The following is a 23798-nucleotide window of genomic DNA, read 5'->3' on the forward strand; positions in this document are numbered from 1 at the left end:
GGATCAGACAAGGCCGAACAGCGGCGCGACGATGTAGATGTTGCCTGCGAGCGCCAGCAGCAGGCCGAAGAGTCCGAGCACGCGGCCGAAGCCGGCCACGAGCGTGACGATCGCGAAGAACCCGGCGACGATGCTGAACGCGAGGGCGATCGAGGCGAGCACGACCGACGCGGCGATCGCCGAGAGCAGCAGCAGGATCGCCGCGGCGAGGCCGACGAAGAACGCGATGAACCCGGGCCAGCGCACGCGGCGCGTGCCGTCCATGCGCGTGCGCCGCACGTCGCTGCGCCAGAACTGCCCGAGCGTGGGCGCGACCGTGTACTCCGGCGGGATCGGCGGGATCCCTCCGCGTAGCGGCGCGATCCCGCCGCGCTGCGGGGCGACGCCACCGGTCTGCGGGCGATACCCGCCCTGCTGCGGGGCGATCGGCGGCCCGGACGACATCGAGCGGAGCTGGTTCGGCATCGGCGCGGGAGAACGTCCGGGCTGCTGCGAGTAGCTCATCGGGCCTCCTGACCGAGCGTCAGCCTACTCTGGGCACATGCCCGCGACCCCGCCCCTGCGTGAGCTGCGGGCGGGCGCGCGGGTGGTTGCGATCCCGCTCCGGCGGCGCTTCCGCGGCGTCGACGTGCGCGAGGCCGTGCTGCTGGAGGGCCCGGCCGGCTGGACGGAGTTCTCGCCGTTCGTCGAGTACGACGACGCGGAGGCGGCGACCTGGCTCGCCGCCGCGATCGACTTCGGCTGGAACGCGCCGCCCGCCGCCCGCCGCGATCGCATCCCGGTCAACGCGACGCTGCCCGCCGTGCCCGCGACCGATGTGCCGGCCGTGCTGGCGCTCTATCCCGGATGCCGCACCGTCAAGGTCAAGGTCGCCGAACGCGGGCAGGCGCTCGCCGACGACGTCGCCCGCGTGGCGGCGGCGCGCGCGGCGCTCGGCGCCGAGGGCCGGGTGCGGCTCGACGCGAACGGCGGCTGGAACGTCGACGAGGCCGAGCACGCCGTGCACGCCCTCGCGCCGTTCGACCTCGAGTACCTCGAGCAGCCGTGCGCGAGCGTCGAGGAGCTCGCCGAGCTCCGCTCCCGCCTGCACGACTGGGACATCCCCATCGCCGCCGACGAGAGCGTGCGCAAGGCCGCCGACCCGCTGGCGGTCGCGCGGGCCGGCGCCGCCGACCTGCTGGTGATCAAGGCGCAGCCGCTCGGCGGCATCCACCGGGCGCTCGAGATCGTGGGCGACGCGGGACTGCCGGTCGTCGTGTCGAGCGCCCTCGACACCAGCATCGGGATCGCGATGGGCGCCCACCTCGCGGCCGCCCTGCCCGAGCTGCCCTACGACTGCGGTCTCGCCACCGTCGGCCTGTTCGAGCGCGACGTCGTCGCCGATCCGCTCGTGCCGGTCGACGGCGCGATCCCGGTCACCCGGCCGGTGCCGGATGCCGACGCCCTCGACGCTCTTGCGGCGCCCCCGGAGCGCACGACGTGGTGGCTCGACCGCCTGGAGCGCTGCCACGCCCTCCTCGCCTCGCGGGTCGAGTAGCGGCGAGGTCACATCGTGGAGAGCCCGCTGTACGCGTGCAGCCCGTGGAAGAACAGGTTCACGATCGTGAAGTTGAACAGCACCGCGGCCAGTCCGATGATCGCGAGCCAAGCGGATCGGGTGCCGCGCCATCCCCGGGTCGCGCGGGCGTGGATGTAGCCGGCGAAGATGACCCACACGATGAACGTCCAGACCTCCTTGGTGTCCCAGCCCCAGTAGCGACCCCATGCGTGGTACGCCCAGATCGCGCCGGCCATGAGGGTGAAGGTCCAGAACGCGAAGCCGACGATGATCAGGCGCGACGACATCGCCTCGAGCGTCGCCGACGACGGGAAGGTCGCCAGGAACCGTCCGCGGGTCAGGCGCCCCTTCTCGCGCGCCTGCTGCAGCAGCTGCACGATCGCGAGCCCGCCGCCGACCGCGTAGAAGCCGGTGGCGAGCATCGCGACCGAGATGTGGATGTAGAGCCAGTACGACTGCAGCGGCGGCGACGTCGGCGCGACGGCGACGTAGAAGTTGGTGGCGGCGAGGCCGAGCATCAGCACGACGAAGCCGGTGATGTAGGCGCCGAGGAACTTCACGTCGCGCCAGAGGTTCACGACGATGAAGATGCCGACGATGATCGCCGTGCCGGTGAGCGAGAACTCGTACATGTTCGCCCACGGGCCGCGGTCGGCCGCGATGCCGCGGAGCACGACGGCGCCGACGTGCACGACCCAGGCGATGATCATGAGCGCGAACGCCGTGCGCTGGAACCGGGTCGCCTTGTTGACGCTCTTCGCCTGGCCCTCGGCGATGCGGGTGGTGACGCTGCCGACCCGTTCGAGCAGGGCCGTGCCGCCGCCGGCCCGTGCGGTCGTCGCGGCCGGCACCGCGGCACGAGCACTCGCCTCGGCGACGGGGATCGACCCGGTGCGCCGGCTCAGGTCGAGCACGTACATGACGAACGCGATCGCGTAGACGGCGATCGCCGAGTACGCCATCAGCAGCGAATAGGCGGCGAGGGTATCGGTCGTCACGGTCACATCCTAGGTATCGGTGTTCGGGGGGTCGTCCGGACCGTCGGGGTCGCCCGGGTCACCGAGGGCCGCGCGGTGGCGCGCCGCCACCTCGGCGACGGCGGCCTCGAGGTTCGCGTCCTCGCCGCGGGCGAGGCCGGCGTAGCGCAGTCGCGTGCCGTCCTCGCCGGTGACCGCGGTGATCCACATGCGCCGCCGGGGCACGAACAGGCTGAGAAGCAGGCCGCCGAGGACGAGCAGCGCGAACACCAGCGCGGGAAGGGGCGTCGGGTCGTGGTGGATGTCGAGGCTGACGTAGCGCCGGATGCCGCTGAACGTGATCGTGCCCAGCCCGTCCGGCAGCGTCGCCGTCTGCCCGCGCACGAGGTCGATCGGCCCGCCGCCGACCGTCTTGCTGGTCGCGGGGTCGCGCCCCGCGGCGAGCTTCAGCTTCGCCACGTCGAGCGTGTACACGTTCTGCGGGGTGCCGCCGCCGAGGCCCAGGTCGCCGATGTACACCGACAGGAACACGTCGGCCTTCGGCGACAGCTGCGGCGCGGCCGACAGGATCTGGTCCTTGCCCGCCGGCGGCGTCGGCCGGAAGAAGCCCTGGATGCCGATCTGCGTCGGCTTCCCCGTGGAGTCGGTCAGCCCGTCGGCGACCTTCAGCACGCCGTTGCTCGTGAGGTTGGCATCCTGCGCGAGGAACGGCGTCGGCTCGTTCTTGACGACCGTGCCGTGGGAGTCCCGGATCGTGAGGATCGGCGCGTAGCCGTTGCCGAGCAGGTAGATCTGGGTGCCGCCGACCGTGATCGGCGCGTTGATCTTGAGCTCCTGCTTCGTCCACCCGCCGCCGGGGGTGCGGGTGCTCAGGCGGGTGACGTAGTCCTCCGGGTCCCAGGTGCCGGTCGTCTGGTTGAAGGCGTAGGTCGGCCGGAACGACTCGAGCCGCATCTGGTAGGGCTGCAGGTCGTCCACCGACGAGAACCGGCCCGGGATGAAGGAGTCGTAGTCGCTGCCGACGTTCGTGAACGTGGAGTCCTGCACGAGGATGCGCTGGCCGGTGTAGCCGAAGCCGCCGAAGACGCCGACGGTGAGCAGGATGCCGACGAGCGCGACGTGGAAGATCAGGTTGCCGGTCTCGCGCAGGTAGCCGCGCTCGGCCGAGACCGAGTCGCCGCCGCCGGGCAGCGGGTAGTTCTCGACCCGGTAGCCGAGGCGGCGCAGCACGCGGCGTCCCTCGGCGACGGCGGTGGGGGCATCCACGGCGGTCGTCGCCTCCGTGTAGCCGATCAGCCGCTCGAGCCGGGCGGGCGTGCGCGGCGGCTTCGCCACGAGCGCCTGCAGATGGTGCCGGGTGCGCGGGATGATGCACCCCACGAGCGAAACGAACAGCAGCAGGTAGATGGCCGAGAACCACGGCGACGCGAACGTCGAGAACACTCCGAGCGCGTCGAGGATCTTGTAGCCGTCGGGGTTCTGCTGCTGGAACTGGATGACGCCATTCGGGTCGGAGGTGCGCTGCGGCACGAGCGACCCGGGCACCGCGGCGAGGGCGAGCAGCAGCAGCAGGATGAGCGCCGTGCGCATGCTCGTGAGCTGGCGCCACAGGAAGCGGAGCCAGCCGACCGGCCCGAGCCGCGGCTGCTGGATGCCGGGGGCGGGCTCGGGCGCCTCGGCGTGGCCGTCGGGGCGGGCGCCGAAGCTCGTCGGCGCGTCGGAGTCAGAGCGGGACAGGTCAGAGCGGGACATTCGCGCCCACCCCGATCGAATGCACGACGACGCCCCACAACCCCGACACCATGAGCACGCCGATGACGATCAGCAGCGCGCCGCCCGCGATGTTGACGGCCCGGATGTGGCGCTTGACGAAGCGGACCGACGCGCCGACCCAGCCGAAGCCGATCGCGACCAGCAGGAACGGCACCCCGAGGCCGAGGCAGTACGCGACGCCGAGGAGCACCGCGCGCGCGAGGTCGCCCTGGTCGAGCACGAGCGAGGTCACCGCCACGAGGGTCGGGCCGACGCACGGGGTCCAGCCGATCGCGAAGATCACGCCCAGCAGCGGCGCGCCGATGAGGCCGGTGCGGGGCTGCCATCCGGGCTTCACGGTGCGCTGCAGGAAGCTGACCTGCCCGATGAAGACGACGCCCATGACGATGACGACGACGCCCGCGATCCGCAGGATGAGGTCCGACCACTGGGCGACGAACACGCCGACCGTGCCGACCAGCACCGTCGCGAGGATGAACACGACCGAGAACCCGAGCACGAACAGCGCCGCGCCGAGCAGCACGCGACCCCGGGTGCGCACCGCCCCGCCGGTGACACCGCTGACGTAGCCGAGGTAGCCGGGCACGAGCGGCAGGATGCACGGAGACAGGAACGACACCAGGCCGGCCGCGAGCGCGATCGGCACGGCGAGCCAGAGGCCGCCGCCCGCGACGATCGAGCCGACATCCATCAGGACGACGTCTCGGTCAGGGTGTCCTGGATGACCTCGCGCAGCACGCTGGTCTGATCCGTCGTGATCTCGCCGTCGAAGCGCGCCGCGACCCGGCCCTTCGTGTCGATGACGAGCGTCGTCGGGGTGGTGCGCGGCGAGAACTTGCCGGCGAACGCCGCCGCCATCGGCGCGTTGTTGCCGGTCTCGATCGTGATCGGGTAGCTGACGCCGTGCGCCTTCGCGAAGGCCGTCGCCTGCGGCGCCAGGTCATTGATGTCGACCCCCAGGAACTGCACGCCCTTCTCCCCCGAGCCGAAGTGGGCGTAGAGCTTCTCGAGGCGCGGGGCCTCGGCGATGCACGGCGCGCACTGCGCATACCAGAAGTTGACGACGACGACGTCGCCGCGCAGCTCGGAGCTCGACACCGTGCCGCCGGTCGACGTCGTCGCCGTGAAGCTGATCGGCGCGGTGCGACTGCCGGGCGCGATCACCCGCGTCGTGCCGTCGCCCGAGGTGTAGTCGCCGCCGGTGTAGCTGCCGGCGATCCCGTCACCCGACGAGCAGCCGGCCAGTGCGAGGGATGCCGCCACCAGCACGACCGCCGCCGCCCGCATCCGGCGTCCGCGCGCGCTCACACCGCCCCCTGGTCGACGGCCCCGGCCAGCAGCTCCGCGGCGGGCTCCTCGTAGGAGACCTCGACGAAGCGGCCGTCGCGCAGGGCGAGGCTCGTGATGCTCGACAGGGCGCACCGCCGGTTGCGCGGATCGGTCGCGAGCGGCCTGCCCTGCACGGTGCGGGCGGCCATCCAGATCGGCGACTGGTGGCTGACGAGCACCACCTCGCCGCCGTCGACCGAGGCGTGGGCGTCGTGGATCGCGGCCATCATCCGGGCGGCGATCGCCGCGAACGGCTCGCCCCAGCTCGGCCGCCACGGGTTGCGGAAGTGCCGGGCGAGCAGCGGATTCGCCCGGACCGCGCGCCGGATGTTGGTGCCCTCGAAGACGTTGGTCGGCTCGATGATGCGCTCGTCGATCTCGAGGCCCGCCGCGGGGTGGAACAGGTCCAGCCACGGCTGCGCGCTCTCCCGGGTGCGGGTGAGCGGGCTCGCGATCACGCGCCGGATGTCGTGGCCGGCCAGCGACCGCGCCGCGAGTCGCGCCATGTCGCGGCCCCGATCGCTCAGGTGGAACTCCGGCATCCGGCCGTAGAGCACCCCGGCGGGATTGAAGACCTCGCCGTGGCGCACCAGGCGGACGAGGTCGGCGGACACGCTCCGGATTCTACGGGCGGCTGCCTGAAGCTCCGCCGACGGACGAACCGGCCGCCCGTCGGCGCGGGCCGTAAACTCGGTGCCCGTGACCTCTCGCACGCTCGTCGCCGACCTGGCCGCCGCGATCGACGGACCCGTGTCCGTCGCCGGATGGGTCGACACGGTGCGCGACCAGAAGAAGGTGCAGTTCGTCGTGCTCCGCGACGAGTCCGGCGCCGTGCAGCTCGTGCACCCGCGCACCGACGCGGGCGAGGACCCGCAGCCCGACCCGATCGCCGACGCGATCTCCGCGCTCACGGCGGGCACCTTCATCCGGGTCGAGGGCGACCTCAAGCACGACGAGCGGGTCAAGCTCGGCGGGCTCGAGGTCAAGGTCGGCCGGCTCGACGTCGCCGCCGCCGCGCTCGACTCCCCCATCGCGGAGGACTCGTCGATCGACAAGCGCCTCGACTACCGCTGGCTCGACCTGCGCCGGCCCGAGATGAACCTGCTGTTCCGCGTGCAGACGACGCTGCTGCACGCGATGCGCACCTGGTGGGTCGACAACGGCTACATCGAGATCCACACGCCGAAGCTCATGGCCTCGCCGTCGGAGTCGCGCGCCGAGCTGTTCCAGGTGCCGTACTTCGAGACGACCGCCTACCTCGCGCAGAGCCCGCAGCACTTCAAGCAGATGGGCCAGGCCGCCGGCTTCGGCAAGGTCTTCGAGATCGGGCCCGCCTTCCGGGCCGACCCGTCGTTCACGTCGCGGCATGCCACCGAGTTCGTGTCGGTGGATGCCGAGATCAGCTGGGTGGACTCCCACGAGGACGTCATGGCGATGCACGAGCAGCTGCTCGCCGCCGCGTTCGCCGCCGTGAAGGAGAAGCACGGCGCCGAGATCGAGGCGCTGTTCGGCGTCGAGGTGACCGTGCCGTCGCTGCCGTTCCCGCGCATCCCGCTCGCCGAGGCGAAGGAGATCGTGGCCGCCCGCGGCTACACCGTGCCCCGGCACGACGCTGACATGGACCCGGAGGGCGAGCGCCGCATCTCGGAGTACGTGAAGGAGCAGCTCGGGCACGAGTTCGTGTTCCTCACCGACTACGCGTCGAGCATCCGGCCCTATTACCACCGCCGCCACGACGACGACGCGGGCCTCACCAACAGCTACGACCTCATCTTCAACGGCGCGGAGATCTCCACCGGCGCGCAGCGCGAGCACCGTATCGACGTGCTCGTCGCCCAGGCGCAGGACAAGGGTCTGAACCCCGACGAGATCGGCGAGTACCTCGAATTCTTCAAGTACGGGGTGCCTCCGCACGGCGGCTTCGGCATGGGCCTCGCGCGCGTGCTGATGCTGCTGCTGCACCTGCCGTCGATCCGCGAGGTCATCTACCTGTTCCGCGGGCCGAACCGCCTGGAGCCGTAGCGCGCGCCGTCAGGGCCAGAGACTGCGCACCCGCGGCACCGCGGCGAGGATCGCGGCGCCGTCGACGGTCACGCGGCTCTCCAGGATGCCGCGCTCGCGCCATTCCGCGACGAGTTCCATCGGACCCTCGGGCGGCAGCGGCCACAGCCACAGCCCGTGGTGCTGGTCGTAGCGCTCATCGCCGCCCCCGCCTCCGCCGCCGTTCGCGAACGACAGCGACCACCCCTCGGGCTGCTCGTCCCACGCCCTGCCGTGCGGGAATCCACCGAACTCCGCCGTGGATCCCTCGGCGAGCACGACGCGCCAGTGCAGCTCGTCACCCGGCGGATCCTCCCGCCGTCCGAACCCGCCGTGCAGGATCCAGCTCCAGTCCTTCGCCGTCTCCCCCAGCCGCCGGAGGACGGAATCGACGCGGATCACCACACCCGTCGAGTACACCTCGAGCGCCGACACCGCCAGCACCGTGCCGGCCGTGCGGGCGAGCACCTCGCCGATCGGCAGCAGCACGGGAAGCTCGTCCTGCGGCGGCTGCACCCATGCGGGAACCGCCGGGCGCTCGCCGGGATCGCCGGAACTCGAGTACAGCCGCTGCATCAGCGCGCGGCCACCGAGACGGGCATCGCCTCGGCGAGCTGCTCGACCGCGATGTCGAGCCGCAGGTCGAGGCCGGCGTCGAGCACCTCGCCGTCGGGGCGGATGCGGTTCGGCGCGTGCGAGACGCTCACCGGGTCGACGAGCGCGGCATCCATCGCCAGCAGGGTCGGCACGAGGGCGGCGAGGCCCCGGATGCCGCCCGTCTGCCCGGGCGATGCCGACATGAGCAGCACCGGCTTGCCGTACAGCCCGGTCGACCCGACGAGCCAGTCGAGCGCGTTCTTGGTGACGCCGGACGGGGCGTGCACGTACTCCGGCGACGCGATGATCGCGGCGGCGCAGCCTTCCGCGAGCAGGCGCAGCTCGCGAGCCGCGGTCGGCATCCGGTCGGGAGTGTCGAGCCCGGGATCGAAGAGCGGCAGCTGCGGCACGAGGTCGTCGCCGAGCAGCTGGAGGCCCGGCGCACGGCGCTCGATCGCGCGCAGGAGCCCGCGGTGCAGCGAGTCGGCACGCAGGCTCCCGCAGATCGCGAGCACCGGCGTCCGCAGCATGTCGGCAGGCTAGACCGGGCTCGCGCTCGTGGCTAGACCCGACGTCCTGCCGCGTCGAGGGCGCCGACCAGGCGGGCGCGGTCGACGCGCCAGATCGTATGCACGCGGTCGTCGATCAGCACGACCGGGATCTCCTCCGCGTACTCGCGTTCCAGCTCCGCATCGCCGACGATCGAGCGCTCCTCGAACGCGACCTCCGGGTACCCGCCGAGCACGTCCTGCACCAGCGCGCGCGCGTCGTCGCACAGGTGGCATCCGGGTCGGGTCAGCAGCGTCAGTCGCGGCACGCCGCCAGCCTAGGCGGCGACCTGCCCGGGCGTCCGGTGCGGGCACGCGGCTAGCATGGATCGATGCCCGAGGAGCCGCTGCCGCCGAGCGACCGGCCCATCCTGGCGCTGTTCGACGTCGACAACACGCTCATGCGCGGCACGAGCCTGTTCCAGCTCGGGCGCGAGGCGTGGAAGCGCCGCATCATCCGTGCTCGCGACATCGCGCTGTTCGGCTGGCACCAGGTGCGCTTCATCATGGTGGGCGAGAACGACGAGCACCTCGCGTCGTCGAAGGAGCGGGCGCTCGGGCTGCTCGGCGGGCATTCGGAGGCCCAGATCCTGGAGCTCGCCGACTCGATCTGGGAGCACCGGATCCGTCCGCGGCTCTACCCCGACACCGTGAAGCTCGCCCAGGACCACATCGCCCGCGGGCACCAGGTGTGGCTCGTCTCGGCGACGCCGCTCGTCATCGGCGAGCGCATGGCGCAGAAGCTCGGGCTGACCGGCGCGCTCGGCTCGCAGTTCGAGTCCAAGGACGGCGTCTTCACCGGCCGGATCATCGGCCACATCCTGCACCACGAGCGCAAGGCGGAGGCGGTCCGCGAGCTCGCCGAGCGCGAGGGGGCCGACCTCGCCGAGAGCTGGGCGTACTCCGACAGCCGCAACGACATCCCGCTGCTCGAACTCGTCGGCCACCCCACGGTCGTGAATCCGGATGTCGCCCTCATGAAGCACGCGCACGATCACCACTGGCCGATCATGCGGCTGCGACCCTCGAGCATCCGCGAGGCCCGGCGACGCCTGCGCCGCGAGGCCCGCGACGCGAAGAAGGTCACGGAGTAGCAGCTCGCGTTCGGCATCCGCACCCACGCTCCGCAACCGCTACACGGTTTGCCATCCGTGCAGGTGCGCGCGGGCACCATCCGATGGCAAACCGCCGATCGGTTGCGCAGCAAAGCCGGGGGCGGTGCACCCCGCACATGCAGAACGCCCGGCCGGAGCCGGGCGTTCGTGCACTACTTCTTGTTGCGACGCTGGTGCCGCGTCTTGCGCAGCAGCTTGCGGTGCTTCTTCTTCGCCATGCGCTTGCGGCGCTTCTTGATGACGGAGCCCATACTTCACCTCATTCGATTCGATCGGACCACCGGCCGGGTTCCGAAACGAACCGCGGGGAAAGTCAACCGCAGAAGTCTAGCCCAGGCCGGATTCAGCCCGCGTCGCGCTCGGCCCCGGGGGCCGCGATGACCTGCGCGACCGCCGACTCCGGGATCCGGTAGGAACGCCCGAAGCGCACGGCCGGCAGTTCGCCGGCGTGCACGAGCCGGTAGACGGTCATCGACGAGACGCGCATCATGTCGGCGACCTCGGCGACGGTGAGGAAGCGGACGTCCGAGAGATCGGCCATCGACACCCCTTCTGTGGGGGGCGCTCGCTGTTGTCTATGTGACTGCTGTGACGCGAGTGCCCAGCGTCAATATAGGGAATCGCGAGCCCCCGTGTCTAGGAGCGGCGACCCCATCTCGGCAGCCGCACCGAAACCCGCCGCTGCGCGCCCTGCAGCTTCTCCTGCGCCGCCTCGAGCGCCGCACGCGCCTGATGCGCGGTCTCCGCTGCCGTGCGGCCGAGCCGACCGCCGACCTCGGCGCCCGCCCAGGCCGAGAACGCACCCGACTCCAGCAGCGCGCCGGATGCCGTCCCGTCCGCCGCGGCGCCCCCCGCGAACGGCGCGAGCCAGGCCTCGATCTCGCCGAGCGGTGCGGCATCCAGCCGGTAGTACCGGTGCTGCCCCTCCTCGCGCACGCTCACCAGATCGTGGTCGCGCAGCACCTTGAGGTGCTTGGAGACGGTCGGCTGGCTGATGCCGAGCTCGCTGACGAGTTCACTCACGCTCACCTCGTCGCCGCGATCGCGCAGGCTCCGGAGGAGTTCGCGCCGGGTGCCGTCGGCGAGCACGTCGAAGATGTCGCTCATCGCTCCAGGGTCGCACAGCACGCTCCCCGCTGGGAGGGGAGGTCGTTTCCGACCTCCCCCGCGGAGCCGGTGCCGCCGGCCGTCTCGGCCGGCGGTTCCGGGGATAGCATCCAGGGATGGCCGGAACGCCGATCCGCCGGGGTTCGCTGCCGACCCGCATGGCCGACGCGATCGGCGACTTCTCGGTCGCCACGCCGGCCCGCTTCGCGCTCCTCGTGTTCGCCGGGCTGACCGCCCTCTTCGCCGTGCTCTTCTCGCTGCCGCCGGCCACCAGCTCCGGGCACGCCGCACCCCTGGTCGATGCGATCTTCACGGCCGTGTCCGTCATCTGCGTCACCGGCCTGTCGACGGTCGACATGGCGACGTTCTGGTCGCCGCTCGGGCATGTCTTCATCTTCGTCGGCGTCGAGATCGGCGGCATCGGGGTGCTCACCCTCGCGTCGATCCTCGGCCTCATCATCAGTCGCAAGCTCGGGCTGCGGCAGAAGCTGCTCGCCGCCGGCGACGCCAACCCGCTCAACCTGCGCAAGGGGCTGCGGGTCGACGCCCAGGCCCTGCAGCTCGGCGACACCGGCGGACTCATCGTGACGGTCGCCGTGAGTGTGCTCGTGATCGAGCTCGCGGCGGCGGTGCTGCTGTTCCCCCGGATGCTGCTGGCCGGTGACGATCCCTGGACCGCGGGCTGGCAGTCCGTCTACACGGCCGCCATGGCGTTCACGAATACCGGCTTCCTCCCCTCGAGCGCCGGCCTCGGTCCGTACGCGCACGACGCGTGGTTCCTCATCGTGCTGATGATCGCGGTCGGATTCGGGGCCATCGGCTTCCCGGTCATCCACACGCTGTCCCGGAACCCGTGGCATCCCCGCCGCTGGAGCCTGCACGTGAAGCTCACGATCGCGACCTTCCTCCTGCTGCTCGCGGGCGGGGCGCTCGCGCTGCTGCTGCTGCAGTGGGATGGTGCGCAGCGCGGCCTCGACCCCGGCCAGCGGATCCTGCAGAGCTTCTTCCAGTCGTCGATGGCACGCTCGGGCGGGTTCTCGACCGTCGACGTCGGCCACCTCGACGGGGCGAGCCTGTTCGTGACCGACATGCTCATGTTCGTGGGCGGCGGCTCCGCCTCGACCGCGGGCGGCATCAAGGTGACGACCCTGGCGATCCTGTTCCTGGGCGCATTCGCGGAGGCACGGGGCGTCGACGACATGGAGTCGTTCCGGCGGCGCATCCCGTCGGATGTCATGCGCCTGGCCGTCAGCGTCGTGCTGTGGGGGGCCACGACCGTCGCGGCCGCGACCATCACGCTGCTCGTCATGACCCGCGCGCCGCTGGACGACGTGCTGTTCGACGTCATCAGCGCGTTCGCGACGTGCGGGCTCTCGACGGGTTTCACCGCGAGCGCGTCGGAACCGGCGCAGTACGTTCTGGCGGCCACCATGTTCCTGGGACGCATCGGCACCGTGACCCTCGCCGCCGCGCTGGCGGCGTCGACCCGGCGCCAGCTGTTCCGCCGACCGGAGGAGAGGCCCATCGTTGGCTGACGCATCCACCCCCAGCGACATCGCGAGCGACATCCCCGCCGACGCGCCCGTGCTCGTCATCGGGCTCGGCCGGTTCGGCGCCGCGACCGCCGGGCAGCTGGCCCGGCTCGACCGCGACGTGCTGGCCATCGACGAGGATCCGGCCCTCGTGCAGAAGTGGGCCGACCGGCTGACGCACGCGGTGCAGGCCGACGCGCGCTCGGTCGAGGCGCTGCACCAGCTCGGCGCCGGCGACTTCCCGGTCGCGGTGGTCGCGGTCGGCACCTCGATCGAGTCGAGCGTGCTCATCGCGGCGAACCTCGTCGACCTCGGCATCCGGCAGATCTGGGCGAAGGCGGTCAGCCAGGCGCACGGCACGATCCTGTCGCGCATCGGCGTGCACCACGTGGTCTACCCGGAGGCGGAGGCCGGCGAGCGGGTCGCGCACCTCGTCTCGAATCGGATGCTGGACTACATCCGCTTCGACGACGACTTCGCGATCGTCAAGATGCACCCGCCCAAGCCGCTGCGCGGCATCCCGCTCGGGCAGAGCGGCCTGCGCTCGAAGCACGGCGTCACGGTCGTCGGGGTGAAGCAGCCCGGCGGCGATTTCACCTACGCCTCGACCGAGACGGTGCTGCATGAGCGCGACATCGCGATCGTCAGCGGCTCGATCGGCGACCTGGAGCGGTTCGCTCGACTCAAGTGACGCTCGGCGCGACCCTCTCGCGCATCCGATCGACCGTTTGCCATCCGATGCGGCGCGCGGGGGGACGATCGGATGGCAAAACGTCGATCGGATGTGGGGCGCGGCCCGCGCGGGTCACGCGTCGCCGTGGGCGAGCTCGCGGGCGCGATCGAGGGCTGCGGCGGTGGCGCGGTCGAACAGCCCGGTGAGGTCGGCCTCCTCGAGCACCGCGATCGCGCGCTCGGTCGTGCCCTTCGGGCTCGTGACGCGGCGGCGCAGCTCGGCAGGATCGACGTCGGATGCCGCCAGCAGCTCCGACGCGCCGCGGAACGTCTGCTGAACCATGAGCCGAGCGTCGGCATCCGAGAACCCCATCCGCAGCGCGGTCGCGGTGAAGCTCTCGACGAGCAGGAACACGTACGCCGGCCCCGAGCCGGAGATCGTGCTCAGGGCGTCGATCCGGTCCTCGGGCACCTCGACCACGGCGCCCGAGGTCTCGAAGAACGCGCGGGCGACGGCCGTCTGCTCGGCCGACACCCGCGGCCCGGATGCCAGCCCCGTGACCCCGAGGCGCACGACCGCCGGGGTGTTCGGCATCGCCCGCAGCACCGGGTTCGGCACGAGCGCCTCCATCGACGCGATCGTCACGCCGGCCGCGACCGAGACGACCACGGCATCCGGGTCGAGGTCGGTGCGGATCGACGTCAGCAGCTCGGGGATCATCGCGGGCTTGACGCCGAGCACCACGAGCCGCGCGCCGTCCAGGGCGGTGCGCTGGGCATCCGGATCGCGCTCCAGCGCCAGCGACGTGACGCCCGGCCCGCCGAGCGCCGCGGCCTTCGCGGCGGTGCGGTTGGTGACGGTCACGCCGCCGTGCCCGACGCCGGAGGCGATGAGTCCGGCGAGCAGCGCACCGCCCATCGAGCCGGCTCCGAGCAGGGCGATCCGGGGCAGCGAGGGGCTCACGGGTCGCGATCCTAGCTGGCGGGCCAGGGTAACTTGGAGCGCGTGAGCGCATCCGGCGGCGGCAAGGCGATCATCGCGGCGATGGCCGCCAACCTCGGGATCGCGCTGACCAAGCTCGTGGCGGCGCTGTTCTCCGGCTCGGCCGCCATGCTCGCCGAGGCGGTGCACTCGTTCGCCGACACCATCAACCAGGTGCTCCTGCTCGTCGGCGGCCGCCGCTCGCGCAAGTCCGCCGATCAGGAGCACCCGTTCGGTTACGGCCGCGAGCGCTACCTCTTCGCCTTCATCGTCTCGATCGTGCTGTTCTCGGTCGGCGGCGCCTACTCGATCTACGAGAGCATCCAGAAGTTCTTCGAGCCGCACCACGAGATCACGAACTGGTGGCTGCCGATCGCCGTCATCGTCATCTCGATCGGCCTCGAGGGTTTCTCCTTCCGCACCGCGCGCAAGGAGTCGCTGCCGTTCAAGGGCACCGGCTCCTGGATCTCGTTCATCCGCCGTGCGAAGGCGCCGGAGCTGCCGGTCGTGCTCTTCGAGGACACGGCGGCGCTCATCGGCCTGGTGTTCGCCCTGCTCGGGGTCGGCCTGACGGTGATCACCGGCAACCCGGTCTTCGACGCGCTCGGCACCCTGCTCATCGGCCTGCTGCTCGTGACGGTCGCGATCATCCTCGGCAGCGTCACGAAGAGCCTGCTGATCGGCGAGGGCGCCGAGCCGGATGTCGTGGAACGCATCCGCGACGCGTTCAACCAGCACCCGCAGACCGAGGCGCTCATCCACCTGCGCACGCTCTACCTCGGCCCGGACGAGATGCTCGTCGCGGCCAAGGTCGCCTTCCCGCACACCACGAAGCTCGAGCAGGTCGCGGAGGCGATCGACCAGATGGAGGTCGACATCCGCGCCGCCGTGCCCGTGGCGCGGGTCATCTACATCGAGCCCGACATCCTGCGCCCCGAACGCGAGGCGATGACGACCGACGCGATCGTCATCAAGTCGGCCGACTGAGCCCGTCGATCGCCTACTCGGCCGCCGGTTCGTACGTGCCGATCACGGCCAGCAGTTCGAGCTTCTGCGCGCTCTCCGAGCCCGGCGTCGCGGTGAACACGAGCAGCCGCTGCTGCGTCTCCGGGTCGAGCAGGGTCTCGCAGTCGAGCGTGAGCTCACCGACCTCCGGATGCACGAACCGCTTCGTGCGCACCTGCTTCTGCGCGACCTCGTGCTCCGCCCACAGCGCACGGAACTCCGCGCTCTCGCGCTCGAGCGCCGCCACGAGCTCGGCCGCCCGGGAGCCCGCCCCGCCTCGCCCGAGCGCATCCCGCAGCTCTGCGACCCAGACCCGGCCGTGCACGGCGTGGTCGTCCGAGTGGTACACCGCGCGTGAGGACGGGTCGGTGAACCAGCGGTAGACCGTCGAGCGGGCGAGCCCGGTCCACCGGGTCGCGTCGCCCAGCAGCGCGACCGCGAGCGGCGTCTGGAGCAGCGTCTCGCCGGTCTCGCCGATCACCATGGCCGGGGTGTCCTGCAGGCGGTCGACGATGCGCAGGATGCCGGGGGCGATGTGGTCGATGTCGCCCCGGCGGTCGGGCGCCGGGTGTCCCGCCAGCCGGAACAGGTGATCGCGCTCGGCGCGCGTCAGGTGCAGCCCGCGCGCGAGCGCCGTGAGCATCTGCACGGAGGGCTGCGGACCGCGCGACTGCTCGAGCCGTCCGTAGTAGTCGGCCGACATCCCGACGAGCTGGGCGACCTCCTCGCGCCGCAGGCCGCTCGTGCGACGACGCGGCCCGCGCGTCAGGCCGACGTCCTCGGGCTGCAGGGCCTCGCGCCGGGTGCGCAGGAAGTCGGCGAGCTGCGCGCGATCCATCTCCACGTCTCCATCGTCCTCGCCCTGCGCCGCCCGTGCCAGGGATCGCCGCTCCCCGGATAAGCGCGCCCTGGATGCCGTCCCCGCATCGGCGCATCCTCGAGGCATGACACGCATCGCCCTCATCACCGGCGGATCCCGCGGCCTCGGCCGGGCATCCGCGCTCGCCCTCGCCGATCACGACGTGGACGTCATCCTCACCTACCGCACCGGCGTCGACGAGGCCGCGGCGGTCGTCGCCGACCTCGAGGCGGCGGGCCGCACGGCCGTCGCGCTCCCGCTCGACACCACGATGCCGGAGACCTTCCCCGCCTTCGCCGCGACCCTGCGCGAGACGCTGCACGCGACCTGGGGTCGCGACGACCTCGACATCCTCGTGAACAACGCGGGCTACGCGCTCGACACCTTCTTCGGCTCGACCACCCGCGAGCAGATCGAGTCGCTGCTCGCCGTGCACGTCACCGGTCCGGTGCTGCTCACCCAGGAGCTGAGCCCGCTGCTGGCCGACGGCGGCGCCGTGCTCAACATCTCGACCGGCCTGACGCAGAACCTCGTCAACCCCGGGTACTCGGTCTACGCCGCGATGAAGGGCGCGGTCGAGGTCTGGACGCGCTACCTCGCCAAGGAGCTCGGAGCGCGCGGCATCCGGGTCAACGTGCTCGCTCCCGGAGCAACGGCCACCGACTTCGCCGGTGGCCAGATCCGCGACAACGAGGCCTACCAGGCCGGCATCATCGCCTCGAGCGCGCTCGGCCGCGTCGGGCAGCCGGACGACATCGGCCGCGCCGCCGCGGCGATCCTCTCGGAGGAGTTCGCCTGGGTCACCGGTCAGCGGCTCGAGGCATCCGGCGGCCAGGGCATGGGCAGGTGGACCCGTCCGGCCGCCTAGTCAGTCGACTGACCTGTTCCCCCCGCGTCGAGCGCCTACGTTCGCATCGAACGGGCACGTTCGACCGCGCCTCGCAGATGCAAACGTAGGCGCTCGGCGCGGGAGTCAGAGCTCGGAGCCGCGGCGGCCCCGGAAGAAGTCGAGCAGGATCTCGCCGCACTCCTCCTCGAGAACGCCCGGCAGCACCTCGACCCGGTGGGGCAGGCGCCGGTCGCGCAGCAGGTCGTACCTGCTGCCGGCCGCGCCGGCCTTCTCGTCCCACGCCCCGAACACGACCCGCGGGATACGTGCGGCGAGGATCGCGCCGGCGCACAGCACGCAGGGCTCGAGCGTCACGACGAGCGTGCAGTCGTCGAGATGCCAGTCGCCCCGGATGGCGGCCGCCGCCCGGATCGCGACGACCTCGGCGTGCGCGGTGGGATCGCGGTCCTCCTCACGGCGGTTGCGTCCGACCGACAGCACCGCGCCATCCGGATCCAGCAGCACCGCGCCGACCGGCACGTCGCCGCCGGAGCGGGCGAGCTCCGCCGCCGCGAGGGCGGCGCGCATCGCGTCCTCATATGCCTCTGGGACGGCAGCGGCGGCGGCCATACCCTTGACCCTATGCGCGTCCATGTCGCCGACCACCCGCTCATCACCCACAAGCTCACCGTGCTGCGGGATGCGCGCACGCCGTCGCCGACGTTCCGCAACCTCGCGGAGGAGCTCGTGACGCTCCTCGCGTACGAGGCGACCCGCAACGTGCGCACGACCCCGATCACGGTGCAGACGCCCGTGGCCGAGACCCAGGGCCTCGCCATCAGCGATCCACGCCCGCTCGTGGTGCCGATCCTGCGCGCCGGGCTCGGGATGCTGGGCGGCATGGTCAAGCTGGTCCCGACCGCCGAGGTCGGCTTCCTCGGCATGGTGCGCGACGAGCAGACGCTGCAGCCCGCGATCTACGCGGAGCGGCTGCCCGACGACCTCTCCGACCGGCAGTGCTTCGTGCTCGACCCCATGCTCGCCACCGGGGGCTCGCTGATCGCCGCGATCGACTACCTCTTCGCCCGCGGCGCGGTCGACGTGACCGCGATCTGCCTGATCGGCGCCCCCGAGGGCCTCGCGGCGGTCGAGCGGGCGACCGAGGGCCGCAACGTGACGATCGTGCTCGGCGCGAAGGACGAGCGGCTCAACGAGGTCGGCTACATCGTGCCCGGCCTCGGGGATGCCGGCGACCGCCTCTACGGCACCGTCTGACCCCGCCCTGGGCGCCGCCGCGAACGGTCCGCGTCGCGCCGGACCCCGCGGCCATGGCACAATGTGACCCATGACCGCCCATCCGCGTACCCTGATCGCCCGCGAGGCCCTGGGGAACGCCGGCATGATGATGCCGGCGGCTGCGGTCATGTGCTGTCGAATGTGCGCCTGACGGATCTGACCCGTCCGAGTTCTCATCATGAACTCCCGCACGCCGGATCTGCCCGGCGATCCCACGCATATCGACAGCACCGCGTCGCCCGCGACGGATGAATCCGCGGGTGCCGCCTCCGATCAAGGATTCGACACCATGTCTCTGGCCACCCTCGCCCCCGTTCCCACCACCGCGCTCCCACCGGAGCCCGATCCGGCGCCGCGCCGACTGCGCGCGGTCCCCGATGGCACCGAGCCGCGCGGTTTCGCGCTCTACGTCGGCATCGACGAGAACGCCGCCGCCCTCGCGGGCACCGATCTGGGCGAGATCGTCCAGACGCTCAAGCGCGCGCTCGCGGCGATCGCACCGACCGCCGAGACCTACGCGGCGGTCGCGCTCGCGCCATCCGGTACCGGCGGCCGCGACGTCGACGTCGTGCGCCTCGCCCTGCAGGACCCGGCCGCCCTCGCGAAGCACCGCCAGACGGCGCCCGCGGCCGAGGCGCCCGAGCCGCGCGGCGGCGTCGTGATCGACATCTCCCGCAAGCGGGTGCAGCTCGACGGCGAGACCTCGCCGCTGACGTACAAGGAGTTCGAGCTGCTGCAGTTCCTGGTGCTGCGCGAAGGGCGCACGATCGACCGGCACGAGATCATCGCCACGCTGTGGGGCGACACCGACGACGACGAGACGCCCAACGAGCGCACGATCGACGTGCACGTGCGGCGGCTGCGTTCCAAGCTCGGCGCGTACGAGGACATCGTGCGCACCGTGCGGGGCGCGGGATACCGGTTCGACCGGCACGCGGATGTCACGATCCGCTACGCGTCGACGCCCTCTCCGGACGTCTTCTAGGAGGCTAGGCCGCCGCGAGCGCGACCACGCTCGTCGGCCCCGACACCCGGTGCACCGCGAGCAGCTGGTGCGGCTCGATCCCGCCGACGACGTGCACCGCGTCGGCGCGATGATCGGCCACGACCACGAGGTCGCCGGCGACGACGAGGTCACGCGGCCACGTGCCACCGGAGGCGAATTCGTGCGCGTCGACGAGGCCGCCCGGGGTGCGTCGCGCGTCGAGCACCGTGCCCGGCCCGCGGTTGGCCACCAGGATGCGATCGCCGACCAGGCGGATCGCCGACGGCATGATCTCGTCGGCCCCGGTCGCCGAGGAGCCGATGCCGCTCGCGAAGCCCGCCGCCCCGTCGAAGCCGTCCCAGCGCACCTCGCCGGAGAGCTCGCACGCGACGTAGAGCAGCCCGTCCGCGGCGACGGCATGCCGGGGTCCGCTGCCCGGCGGGACCGCGAGGCGAGCCGTCTCCCGGAGGGCGCCGCCGGGCGTGATCGTGATGCGGCGCACGAGGTCCGCGCCGAGATCGGGCACGAAGAAGGCGCCGTCGACCTCGACGACCTGGTGCGGGTGCGAGCTCTCCTGCCGCGCCGACGGACCGGACCCTTCGCAGCGCAGCTCGTCGAGCCGGCCGGCGATCGATCCATCGGCCTCGAGGCGGAACAGGCTGACGGAGCTGGTGCCGTAGTCGGCCGTGAGGAGGTGGGCACCATCGCTCGACACGCACAGGTGACTGGGCCGGCCCGGCGAGCGCCCGGCGCTGCGCTGCTCGAGCGCGCCCTCCGCATCCCACGCGTACGCGGTCACGACGCCCTGCGATCCGTCCTCGCTCGCCGCGTAGAGCAGCGGCAGCCGGGGATGCCGGGCCAGATAGGCGATGGGGCCGGTGGTGACGGCGCTCGCGACCCGCACCACCGAGTCGCCGGCCGGTGACGGGGCGAGCTCGAGGATCTCGATCCGGCCCCCGCCGGCGGAGCGGTGCGCCGATCCCACGGCCACGCGCCGCGGCTCGGCGCTCACGCGACCGCCTCCGTCGACCGCTCGAGGTCGAGGAGCCGGCGCCGCTCGCGCCGGCGCTCGGCCTGCCGGTCGGGGTCCGCGACGGGCGCCGCGAGGATGAGGCGCCGGGTGTAGGCGTGCGTCGGGCGCGAGATCACGTCGTCGACCTGTCCGGTCTCGACGATGTCGCCCCGGTACAGCACACACGCGCGGTCGCTGATGTGCCGGACGACGGCGAGGTCGTGCGAGATGAAGAGGTAGGCGACACCGGTGCGCTGCTGGATCTCGGCGAACAGGTCGAGCACGCGCGCCTGCGTCGTGAGATCGAGGGCGGAGACCGGCTCATCGCAGACGATCAGCCGGGGCTCCGGCGCGAGCGCGCGCGCGATGGCGACGCGCTGACGCTGTCCGCCCGAGAACTCCTGCGGACGCCGATCCGTCGCGTCGGAGGGCAGGCCGACCTGGTCGAGGAGCGTGCGCACCCGCGCGCGGGCATCCCGTCTGGACACGCCCTGCATGATGAGAGGCTCGGAGAGGATGTCGCCGATCGCCATCGCGGGGTTGAGTGAGCTGTAGGGATCCTGGAAGACGACCTGGATGTCCTTCGCGAGCGCCCGGCGCTCCCGCCGCCCGGCCGAGGTGATATCGCGCCCGTCGAAGCTGACGGCGCCACTGTGCGCCTTCACCAGTCCGAGCACCGTCCGGCCGATCGTGGTCTTGCCGGAGCCCGACTCCCCGACGAGGCCGAGGGTCTCCGACGGGGCGATCTCGAAGCTCACCCCGTGCAGCACCTCGGTCGCCCGCTTGCCGGTCCCGAACCGCACGCGCAGCTGGTCGACCGCGAGCAGCGCGCTCATCGCCCGGCCCCCACGGTCGACGCGTCGCCGCCGGCCGGTGCGCCCTCGTCGAGGATCGCATCGAGCAGCCCGCGCGTGTACGCGTGTCTCGGCGCCCGGAACACCTCCCGGGTCACGCCGGTCTCGACGATCTCGCCGCCGCGCATCACCGCGATCCGGTCGCAGATGTCGGCGACGACACCGAAGTTGTGGGTGACGAGCAGGATCGCCATGCCGAACTCCTTCTGCAGGTCGCGCAACAGATCGAGGATCTCCGCCTGCACCGTCACATCCAGCGCCGTCGTCGGTTCGTCGGCGATCAGCAGCCGCGGCCGGCACGCGACGGCTCCCGCGATGAGCACGCGCTGCGCCATGCCGCCGGAGATCTGGTGCGGATACGAGCGGAACACTCTCGGCGGATCCGGGATCTCGACCCGCGCGAGCAGGTCCAGCACCGTCTGCCGCGCCGCGCGCCGCGAGACCCGCAGGGTGTGGCGCACCCGCTCGGTGAGCTGGGATCCGACGGTGAACGACGGGTCGAGGTTCGACATCGGCTCCTGCGGGATGTACGACACGACGCGCCCGCGCAGCGACCGGAGCGCCGACTCGGAGAGCCCGACGAGCTCGCGCCCCTCGAGGCGGACCGAGCCCCGCGTGACGCGGGCCTCGGGGGCGAGCACTCCCAGGACGGCGAACGCGGTCTGCGTCTTGCCGGAGCCGGACTCGCCCACGAGCCCCACGACCTCGCCCTGGTCGACGGTCAGGCTCACGCCCTTGACCACCTCGCGGGCACCCGTGGTGCCAGGGAACGAGATCCCGAGATCCTCGATGGCGAGCATCGGCTCGTCGTCCCGCTCGACCGTCGCCGTGACCACCGATGTCGGGATCGCGGACGTGACCAGTCGAAGACCCTGTGCCGGCTTCTGCCGCTTGATGCGCGGGCCGCTGAACGCGTCGCGCAGCGAGTTGCCGAACAGCACGAGGCATCCGGTGAAGATGCCGAGCGAGATGCACGGCCACACGAACTGCAGAGGGCTGGCGTAGATGTTGTTGAAGCCGGAGTAGATCATGAGGCCGAAGCTCGGCACGTCCTTCGCCCCGACGCCGAGGAACGCGAGACCGGACTGCGCCGCGATGGCCGACCCCATGAGAAACGCCGTGTTGACGATGATCGGACCGCGCACGGCAAACAGCACGTGGCGGGCGAGGATCCGGACGTCGCCGAGGCCCGACACCTTGGCGGCGTCGATGTAGAGCTCCTTCTTCACGCCCAGCACGAGGTTGCGGACGATCCGGTAGGTGCCCGGGCTCATCAGCACGCCGAGCACGAGCATGGTCCATCGATAGTCGCCGTGGGTCAGCGGGAGCAGCACGATGAGGGTGATGAGACCCGGGAAGGTCATGATCAGGTTGAAGAGCCACTCCGTGCTGCTGCGCACCGCGGTGCCGAAGTAGCCGCCGACCAGGCCGGCGATCACCCCGATCGCGAGGGCGACGCTCGCGCCGATGAGCGCCGAGACGGTGGCGGTCTGGAACGAGTAGAGCAGCCGCGACAGGATGTCGCGCCCGCTCTCGTCGCCGCCGAGCAGATATCCGGGCGTGCCGGTGGGCAGGTTGATCGCGTCGAGGCTGGCGGCGTTGGGGTCGTGCGGCGAGATGAGCGGGCTCAGGAGGCCGGCGAGGAACAGCACGATGAGGATGATCGCGGTCGCGACCGCCTGCGGATCGCGCCGCAGATGTCGCCACACCGAGCGGCGCGGCACCACCGAGATCTGCGCGTCGTCGGGCTCCGGGATCAGCGTGGTGCTCAATGCAGTCTCGCTTTCGGGTTGAGGTAGCCGTTGGCGACGTCGGCGATCAGGTTGATGACCGTCACCAGCACGACGCTCACGAGCGTGACGCCCATGATGACCGGCACGTCGATGTTCTGCGCCGAGCTGAAGGCGAACGATCCGAAGCCCGGGAGCGCGAACACGTTCTCGATGATCACCGAGTGGCTGAAGAGCGAGATGAACTCCAGCGAGATGACCGTGAGCGCCGGGCTGCCGGCGTTGCGCAGCGCGTGCTTGAGCACGATCGACCGCGCGGGGAGGCCGGCCGTGCGCAGGGTGCGCACGTAGTCCTTGCTCAGTTCCTCGATCATCGATCCGCGGACCTGCGCCGTGATGCTCGCCATGCCCGCGATCACGAGCACGACCACCGGAAGGGTGACGCTGCGCAGCCAGCCGACCGGGCTGTCGATGAACTGGACGAAGCCGGTGGCCGGGAAGATCTTGAGCTCCACGGCGAAGACGACGACCAGCACGATCGCGGTCAGCAGCGCCGGGATCACGTGCCCGACGAGCGAGATGCTCTGCGCGATCCGGTCGGGGGCGCCGCTTCGCGATGCGGCCCACACGCCGAGCGTGACGCTGAGGATCACCGCGATCAGGAGCGCCGGGAAGACGATCGACATCGTGACAACGATGTGCGACAGCACCGTGGGGGCGACCGCCGAGCTGGTGAACAGCGATGTGCCGAGGTCGCCGCGCACGGCGTGACCCAGCCAGTCGACGTACTGCACGACGACCGGGCGGTCGTACCCGAGGGCGTGTGTGCGTCGCGTGATGTCGGCCGCGGTCACGTCGGGCCCGAGCAGGGTCGAGACCATATCGCGGAACGACCCGCTCAGCAGCAGGTAGGTGATGAAGGTCACCAGGACCGCGAGCACCACTCCGATGAGCAGGCGCCGGAGCACGTAGGCAAGCACGGGATCGAACTCCTTCTG

At 71.7% G+C, this 23798-nt stretch carries 28 protein-coding genes; 9 read left to right on the forward strand and 19 right to left on the reverse strand.

What is annotated here, in order from left to right:
- Nucleotides 1–3: 3 nt before the first annotated feature.
- Entirely contained in the window at nt 4–504 is a 501-nt protein-coding gene (locus tag ABD285_RS02350) for a hypothetical protein (RefSeq protein ID WP_284253685.1), read from the reverse strand.
- A 37-nt stretch (nt 505–541) separates the two neighbouring features.
- Here ABD285_RS02350 and ABD285_RS02355 point away from each other — a divergent pair, with 37 nt between their 5' ends.
- A complete protein-coding gene (locus ABD285_RS02355; RefSeq protein WP_284253686.1) occupies nt 542–1537 on the forward strand; it encodes an o-succinylbenzoate synthase in 996 nt (331 codons plus the stop codon).
- Between the two features lie 8 nt (nt 1538–1545).
- On the opposite strand, the gene ccsB is transcribed toward ABD285_RS02355, so the two are convergent.
- Genes ccsB through ABD285_RS02380 form a run of 5 tightly spaced genes read right to left on the reverse strand, consistent with a single transcriptional unit; the run spans nt 1546 to nt 6251 of the window.
- Nucleotides 1546–2556 (reverse strand): c-type cytochrome biogenesis protein CcsB, encoded by a 1011-nt coding sequence (ccsB, locus tag ABD285_RS02360; RefSeq protein ID WP_425564924.1) that lies wholly within the window; start codon nt 2554–2556, stop codon nt 1546–1548.
- A 9-nt stretch (nt 2557–2565) separates the two neighbouring features.
- Nucleotides 2566–4287 carry a cytochrome c biogenesis protein ResB gene (gene resB / locus ABD285_RS02365; RefSeq protein WP_344199972.1) on the reverse strand — a complete coding sequence of 574 codons (1722 nt, stop codon included), beginning with the start codon at nt 4285–4287 and terminating at the stop codon, nt 2566–2568.
- A complete protein-coding gene (locus ABD285_RS02370) occupies nt 4274–4999 on the reverse strand; it encodes a cytochrome c biogenesis CcdA family protein (RefSeq protein WP_284253688.1) in 726 nt (241 codons plus the stop codon). Before ABD285_RS02370 ends, resB begins: the two co-directional genes overlap by 14 nt.
- Complete coding sequence (locus ABD285_RS02375; RefSeq protein ID WP_344199977.1) at nt 4999–5616, reverse strand: TlpA family protein disulfide reductase; 618 nt, start codon at nt 5614–5616, stop codon at nt 4999–5001. Before ABD285_RS02375 ends, ABD285_RS02370 begins: the two co-directional genes overlap by 1 nt.
- Nucleotides 5613–6251: a histidine phosphatase family protein gene (locus ABD285_RS02380; RefSeq protein ID WP_284253691.1), complete on the reverse strand. Its 639-nt coding sequence runs from the start codon at nt 6249–6251 to the stop codon at nt 5613–5615. Before ABD285_RS02380 ends, ABD285_RS02375 begins: the two co-directional genes overlap by 4 nt.
- Before the next feature lie 85 nt (nt 6252–6336).
- On the opposite strand from ABD285_RS02380, the gene aspS reads away from it, so the two are divergent.
- A complete protein-coding gene (gene aspS / locus ABD285_RS02385) occupies nt 6337–7659 on the forward strand; it encodes an aspartate--tRNA(Asn) ligase (protein ID WP_284253692.1) in 1323 nt (440 codons plus the stop codon).
- Nucleotides 7660–7668: 9 nt separating this feature from the next.
- Here aspS and ABD285_RS02390 read toward each other — a convergent pair whose 3' ends face one another.
- Genes ABD285_RS02390 through ABD285_RS02400 form a run of 3 tightly spaced genes read right to left on the reverse strand, consistent with a single transcriptional unit; the run spans nt 7669 to nt 9091 of the window.
- Nucleotides 7669–8253: a hypothetical protein gene (locus ABD285_RS02390; protein ID WP_284253693.1), complete on the reverse strand. Its 585-nt coding sequence runs from the start codon at nt 8251–8253 to the stop codon at nt 7669–7671.
- Nucleotides 8253–8804 carry an NADPH-dependent FMN reductase gene (locus tag ABD285_RS02395; protein ID WP_284253694.1) on the reverse strand — a complete coding sequence of 184 codons (552 nt, stop codon included), beginning with the start codon at nt 8802–8804 and terminating at the stop codon, nt 8253–8255. Before ABD285_RS02395 ends, ABD285_RS02390 begins: the two co-directional genes overlap by 1 nt.
- A gap of 32 nt (nt 8805–8836) precedes the next feature.
- Complete coding sequence (locus tag ABD285_RS02400; protein ID WP_284253695.1) at nt 8837–9091, reverse strand: glutaredoxin family protein; 255 nt, start codon at nt 9089–9091, stop codon at nt 8837–8839.
- A 63-nt stretch (nt 9092–9154) separates the two neighbouring features.
- Here ABD285_RS02400 and ABD285_RS02405 point away from each other — a divergent pair, with 63 nt between their 5' ends.
- Nucleotides 9155–9916: an HAD family hydrolase gene (locus ABD285_RS02405; protein WP_284253696.1), complete on the forward strand. Its 762-nt coding sequence runs from the start codon at nt 9155–9157 to the stop codon at nt 9914–9916.
- 173 nt (nt 9917–10089) lie between these two features.
- Here the strand turns inward: ABD285_RS02405 and ABD285_RS02410 are convergent, their stop codons facing one another.
- The 3 genes from ABD285_RS02410 to ABD285_RS02420 all read right to left on the reverse strand — a co-directional run bounded on the left by ABD285_RS02410 (nt 10090) and on the right by ABD285_RS02420 (nt 11044).
- A complete protein-coding gene (locus ABD285_RS02410) occupies nt 10090–10188 on the reverse strand; it encodes a 30S ribosomal protein bS22 (protein ID WP_003792170.1) in 99 nt (32 codons plus the stop codon).
- 92 nt (nt 10189–10280) lie between these two features.
- On the reverse strand, nt 10281–10478 hold the full coding sequence (locus ABD285_RS02415) for a helix-turn-helix domain-containing protein (RefSeq protein ID WP_284253697.1): 198 nt from the start codon (nt 10476–10478) through the stop codon (nt 10281–10283).
- 95 nt (nt 10479–10573) lie between these two features.
- The gene (locus ABD285_RS02420; RefSeq protein WP_344199984.1) at nt 10574–11044 is read right to left on the reverse strand and encodes an ArsR/SmtB family transcription factor; all 471 of its coding nucleotides are present in this window, start codon (nt 11042–11044) and stop codon (nt 10574–10576) included.
- A 116-nt stretch (nt 11045–11160) separates the two neighbouring features.
- Here ABD285_RS02420 and ABD285_RS02425 point away from each other — a divergent pair, with 116 nt between their 5' ends.
- Nucleotides 11161–12579, forward strand: coding sequence for a TrkH family potassium uptake protein (locus ABD285_RS02425; protein ID WP_344199987.1), 1419 nt, complete (start codon nt 11161–11163; stop codon nt 12577–12579).
- Nucleotides 12572–13267, forward strand: coding sequence for a potassium channel family protein (locus ABD285_RS02430; protein WP_425564925.1), 696 nt, complete (start codon nt 12572–12574; stop codon nt 13265–13267). Before ABD285_RS02425 ends, ABD285_RS02430 begins: the two co-directional genes overlap by 8 nt.
- A 114-nt stretch (nt 13268–13381) precedes the next feature.
- Here the strand turns inward: ABD285_RS02430 and proC are convergent, their stop codons facing one another.
- On the reverse strand, nt 13382–14212 hold the full coding sequence (proC, locus tag ABD285_RS02435) for a pyrroline-5-carboxylate reductase (protein ID WP_284253699.1): 831 nt from the start codon (nt 14210–14212) through the stop codon (nt 13382–13384).
- Nucleotides 14213–14254: 42 nt separating this feature from the next.
- Between proC and ABD285_RS02440 the strand changes: the two genes are divergently transcribed.
- Complete coding sequence (locus tag ABD285_RS02440; protein WP_284253700.1) at nt 14255–15217, forward strand: cation diffusion facilitator family transporter; 963 nt, start codon at nt 14255–14257, stop codon at nt 15215–15217.
- Nucleotides 15218–15230: 13 nt separating this feature from the next.
- Here the strand turns inward: ABD285_RS02440 and ABD285_RS02445 are convergent, their stop codons facing one another.
- Nucleotides 15231–16073 (reverse strand): helix-turn-helix transcriptional regulator, encoded by an 843-nt coding sequence (locus tag ABD285_RS02445; protein WP_284255645.1) that lies wholly within the window; start codon nt 16071–16073, stop codon nt 15231–15233.
- Between the two features lie 106 nt (nt 16074–16179).
- Here ABD285_RS02445 and ABD285_RS02450 point away from each other — a divergent pair, with 106 nt between their 5' ends.
- Nucleotides 16180–16962, forward strand: coding sequence for an SDR family NAD(P)-dependent oxidoreductase (locus ABD285_RS02450; RefSeq protein ID WP_284253701.1), 783 nt, complete (start codon nt 16180–16182; stop codon nt 16960–16962).
- Nucleotides 16963–17067: 105 nt separating this feature from the next.
- On the opposite strand, the gene tadA is transcribed toward ABD285_RS02450, so the two are convergent.
- Nucleotides 17068–17553 carry a tRNA adenosine(34) deaminase TadA gene (tadA, locus tag ABD285_RS02455; RefSeq protein WP_284253702.1) on the reverse strand — a complete coding sequence of 162 codons (486 nt, stop codon included), beginning with the start codon at nt 17551–17553 and terminating at the stop codon, nt 17068–17070.
- A 12-nt stretch (nt 17554–17565) separates the two neighbouring features.
- On the opposite strand from tadA, the gene upp reads away from it, so the two are divergent.
- Both upp and ABD285_RS02465 read left to right on the forward strand, forming a co-directional pair.
- Complete coding sequence (upp, locus tag ABD285_RS02460) at nt 17566–18198, forward strand: uracil phosphoribosyltransferase (RefSeq protein WP_284253703.1); 633 nt, start codon at nt 17566–17568, stop codon at nt 18196–18198.
- A gap of 310 nt (nt 18199–18508) precedes the next feature.
- Nucleotides 18509–19204, forward strand: a complete 696-nt coding sequence (locus ABD285_RS02465) for a winged helix-turn-helix domain-containing protein (protein ID WP_284253704.1) — start codon at nt 18509–18511, stop codon at nt 19202–19204.
- A gap of 4 nt (nt 19205–19208) precedes the next feature.
- On the opposite strand, the gene ABD285_RS02470 is transcribed toward ABD285_RS02465, so the two are convergent.
- From ABD285_RS02470 to ABD285_RS02485, 4 genes are read right to left on the reverse strand one after another with little or no spacing between them, the layout of a single operon-like run.
- Nucleotides 19209–20216 (reverse strand): lactonase family protein, encoded by a 1008-nt coding sequence (locus tag ABD285_RS02470; RefSeq protein WP_284253705.1) that lies wholly within the window; start codon nt 20214–20216, stop codon nt 19209–19211.
- Nucleotides 20213–21052: an ATP-binding cassette domain-containing protein gene (locus tag ABD285_RS02475; RefSeq protein WP_284253706.1), complete on the reverse strand. Its 840-nt coding sequence runs from the start codon at nt 21050–21052 to the stop codon at nt 20213–20215. The genes ABD285_RS02470 and ABD285_RS02475 overlap by 4 nt, the downstream gene beginning before the upstream one ends.
- On the reverse strand, nt 21049–22842 hold the full coding sequence (locus tag ABD285_RS02480) for a dipeptide/oligopeptide/nickel ABC transporter permease/ATP-binding protein (protein WP_284253707.1): 1794 nt from the start codon (nt 22840–22842) through the stop codon (nt 21049–21051). Before ABD285_RS02480 ends, ABD285_RS02475 begins: the two co-directional genes overlap by 4 nt.
- Complete coding sequence (locus ABD285_RS02485; RefSeq protein WP_284253708.1) at nt 22839–23780, reverse strand: ABC transporter permease; 942 nt, start codon at nt 23778–23780, stop codon at nt 22839–22841. Before ABD285_RS02485 ends, ABD285_RS02480 begins: the two co-directional genes overlap by 4 nt.
- Nucleotides 23781–23798 lie beyond the last annotated feature (18 nt).

It is taken from the genome of Pseudolysinimonas kribbensis, assembly GCF_039531715.1.
Taxonomy (GTDB): Bacteria; Actinomycetota; Actinomycetes; order Actinomycetales; family Microbacteriaceae; genus Pseudolysinimonas; species Pseudolysinimonas kribbensis.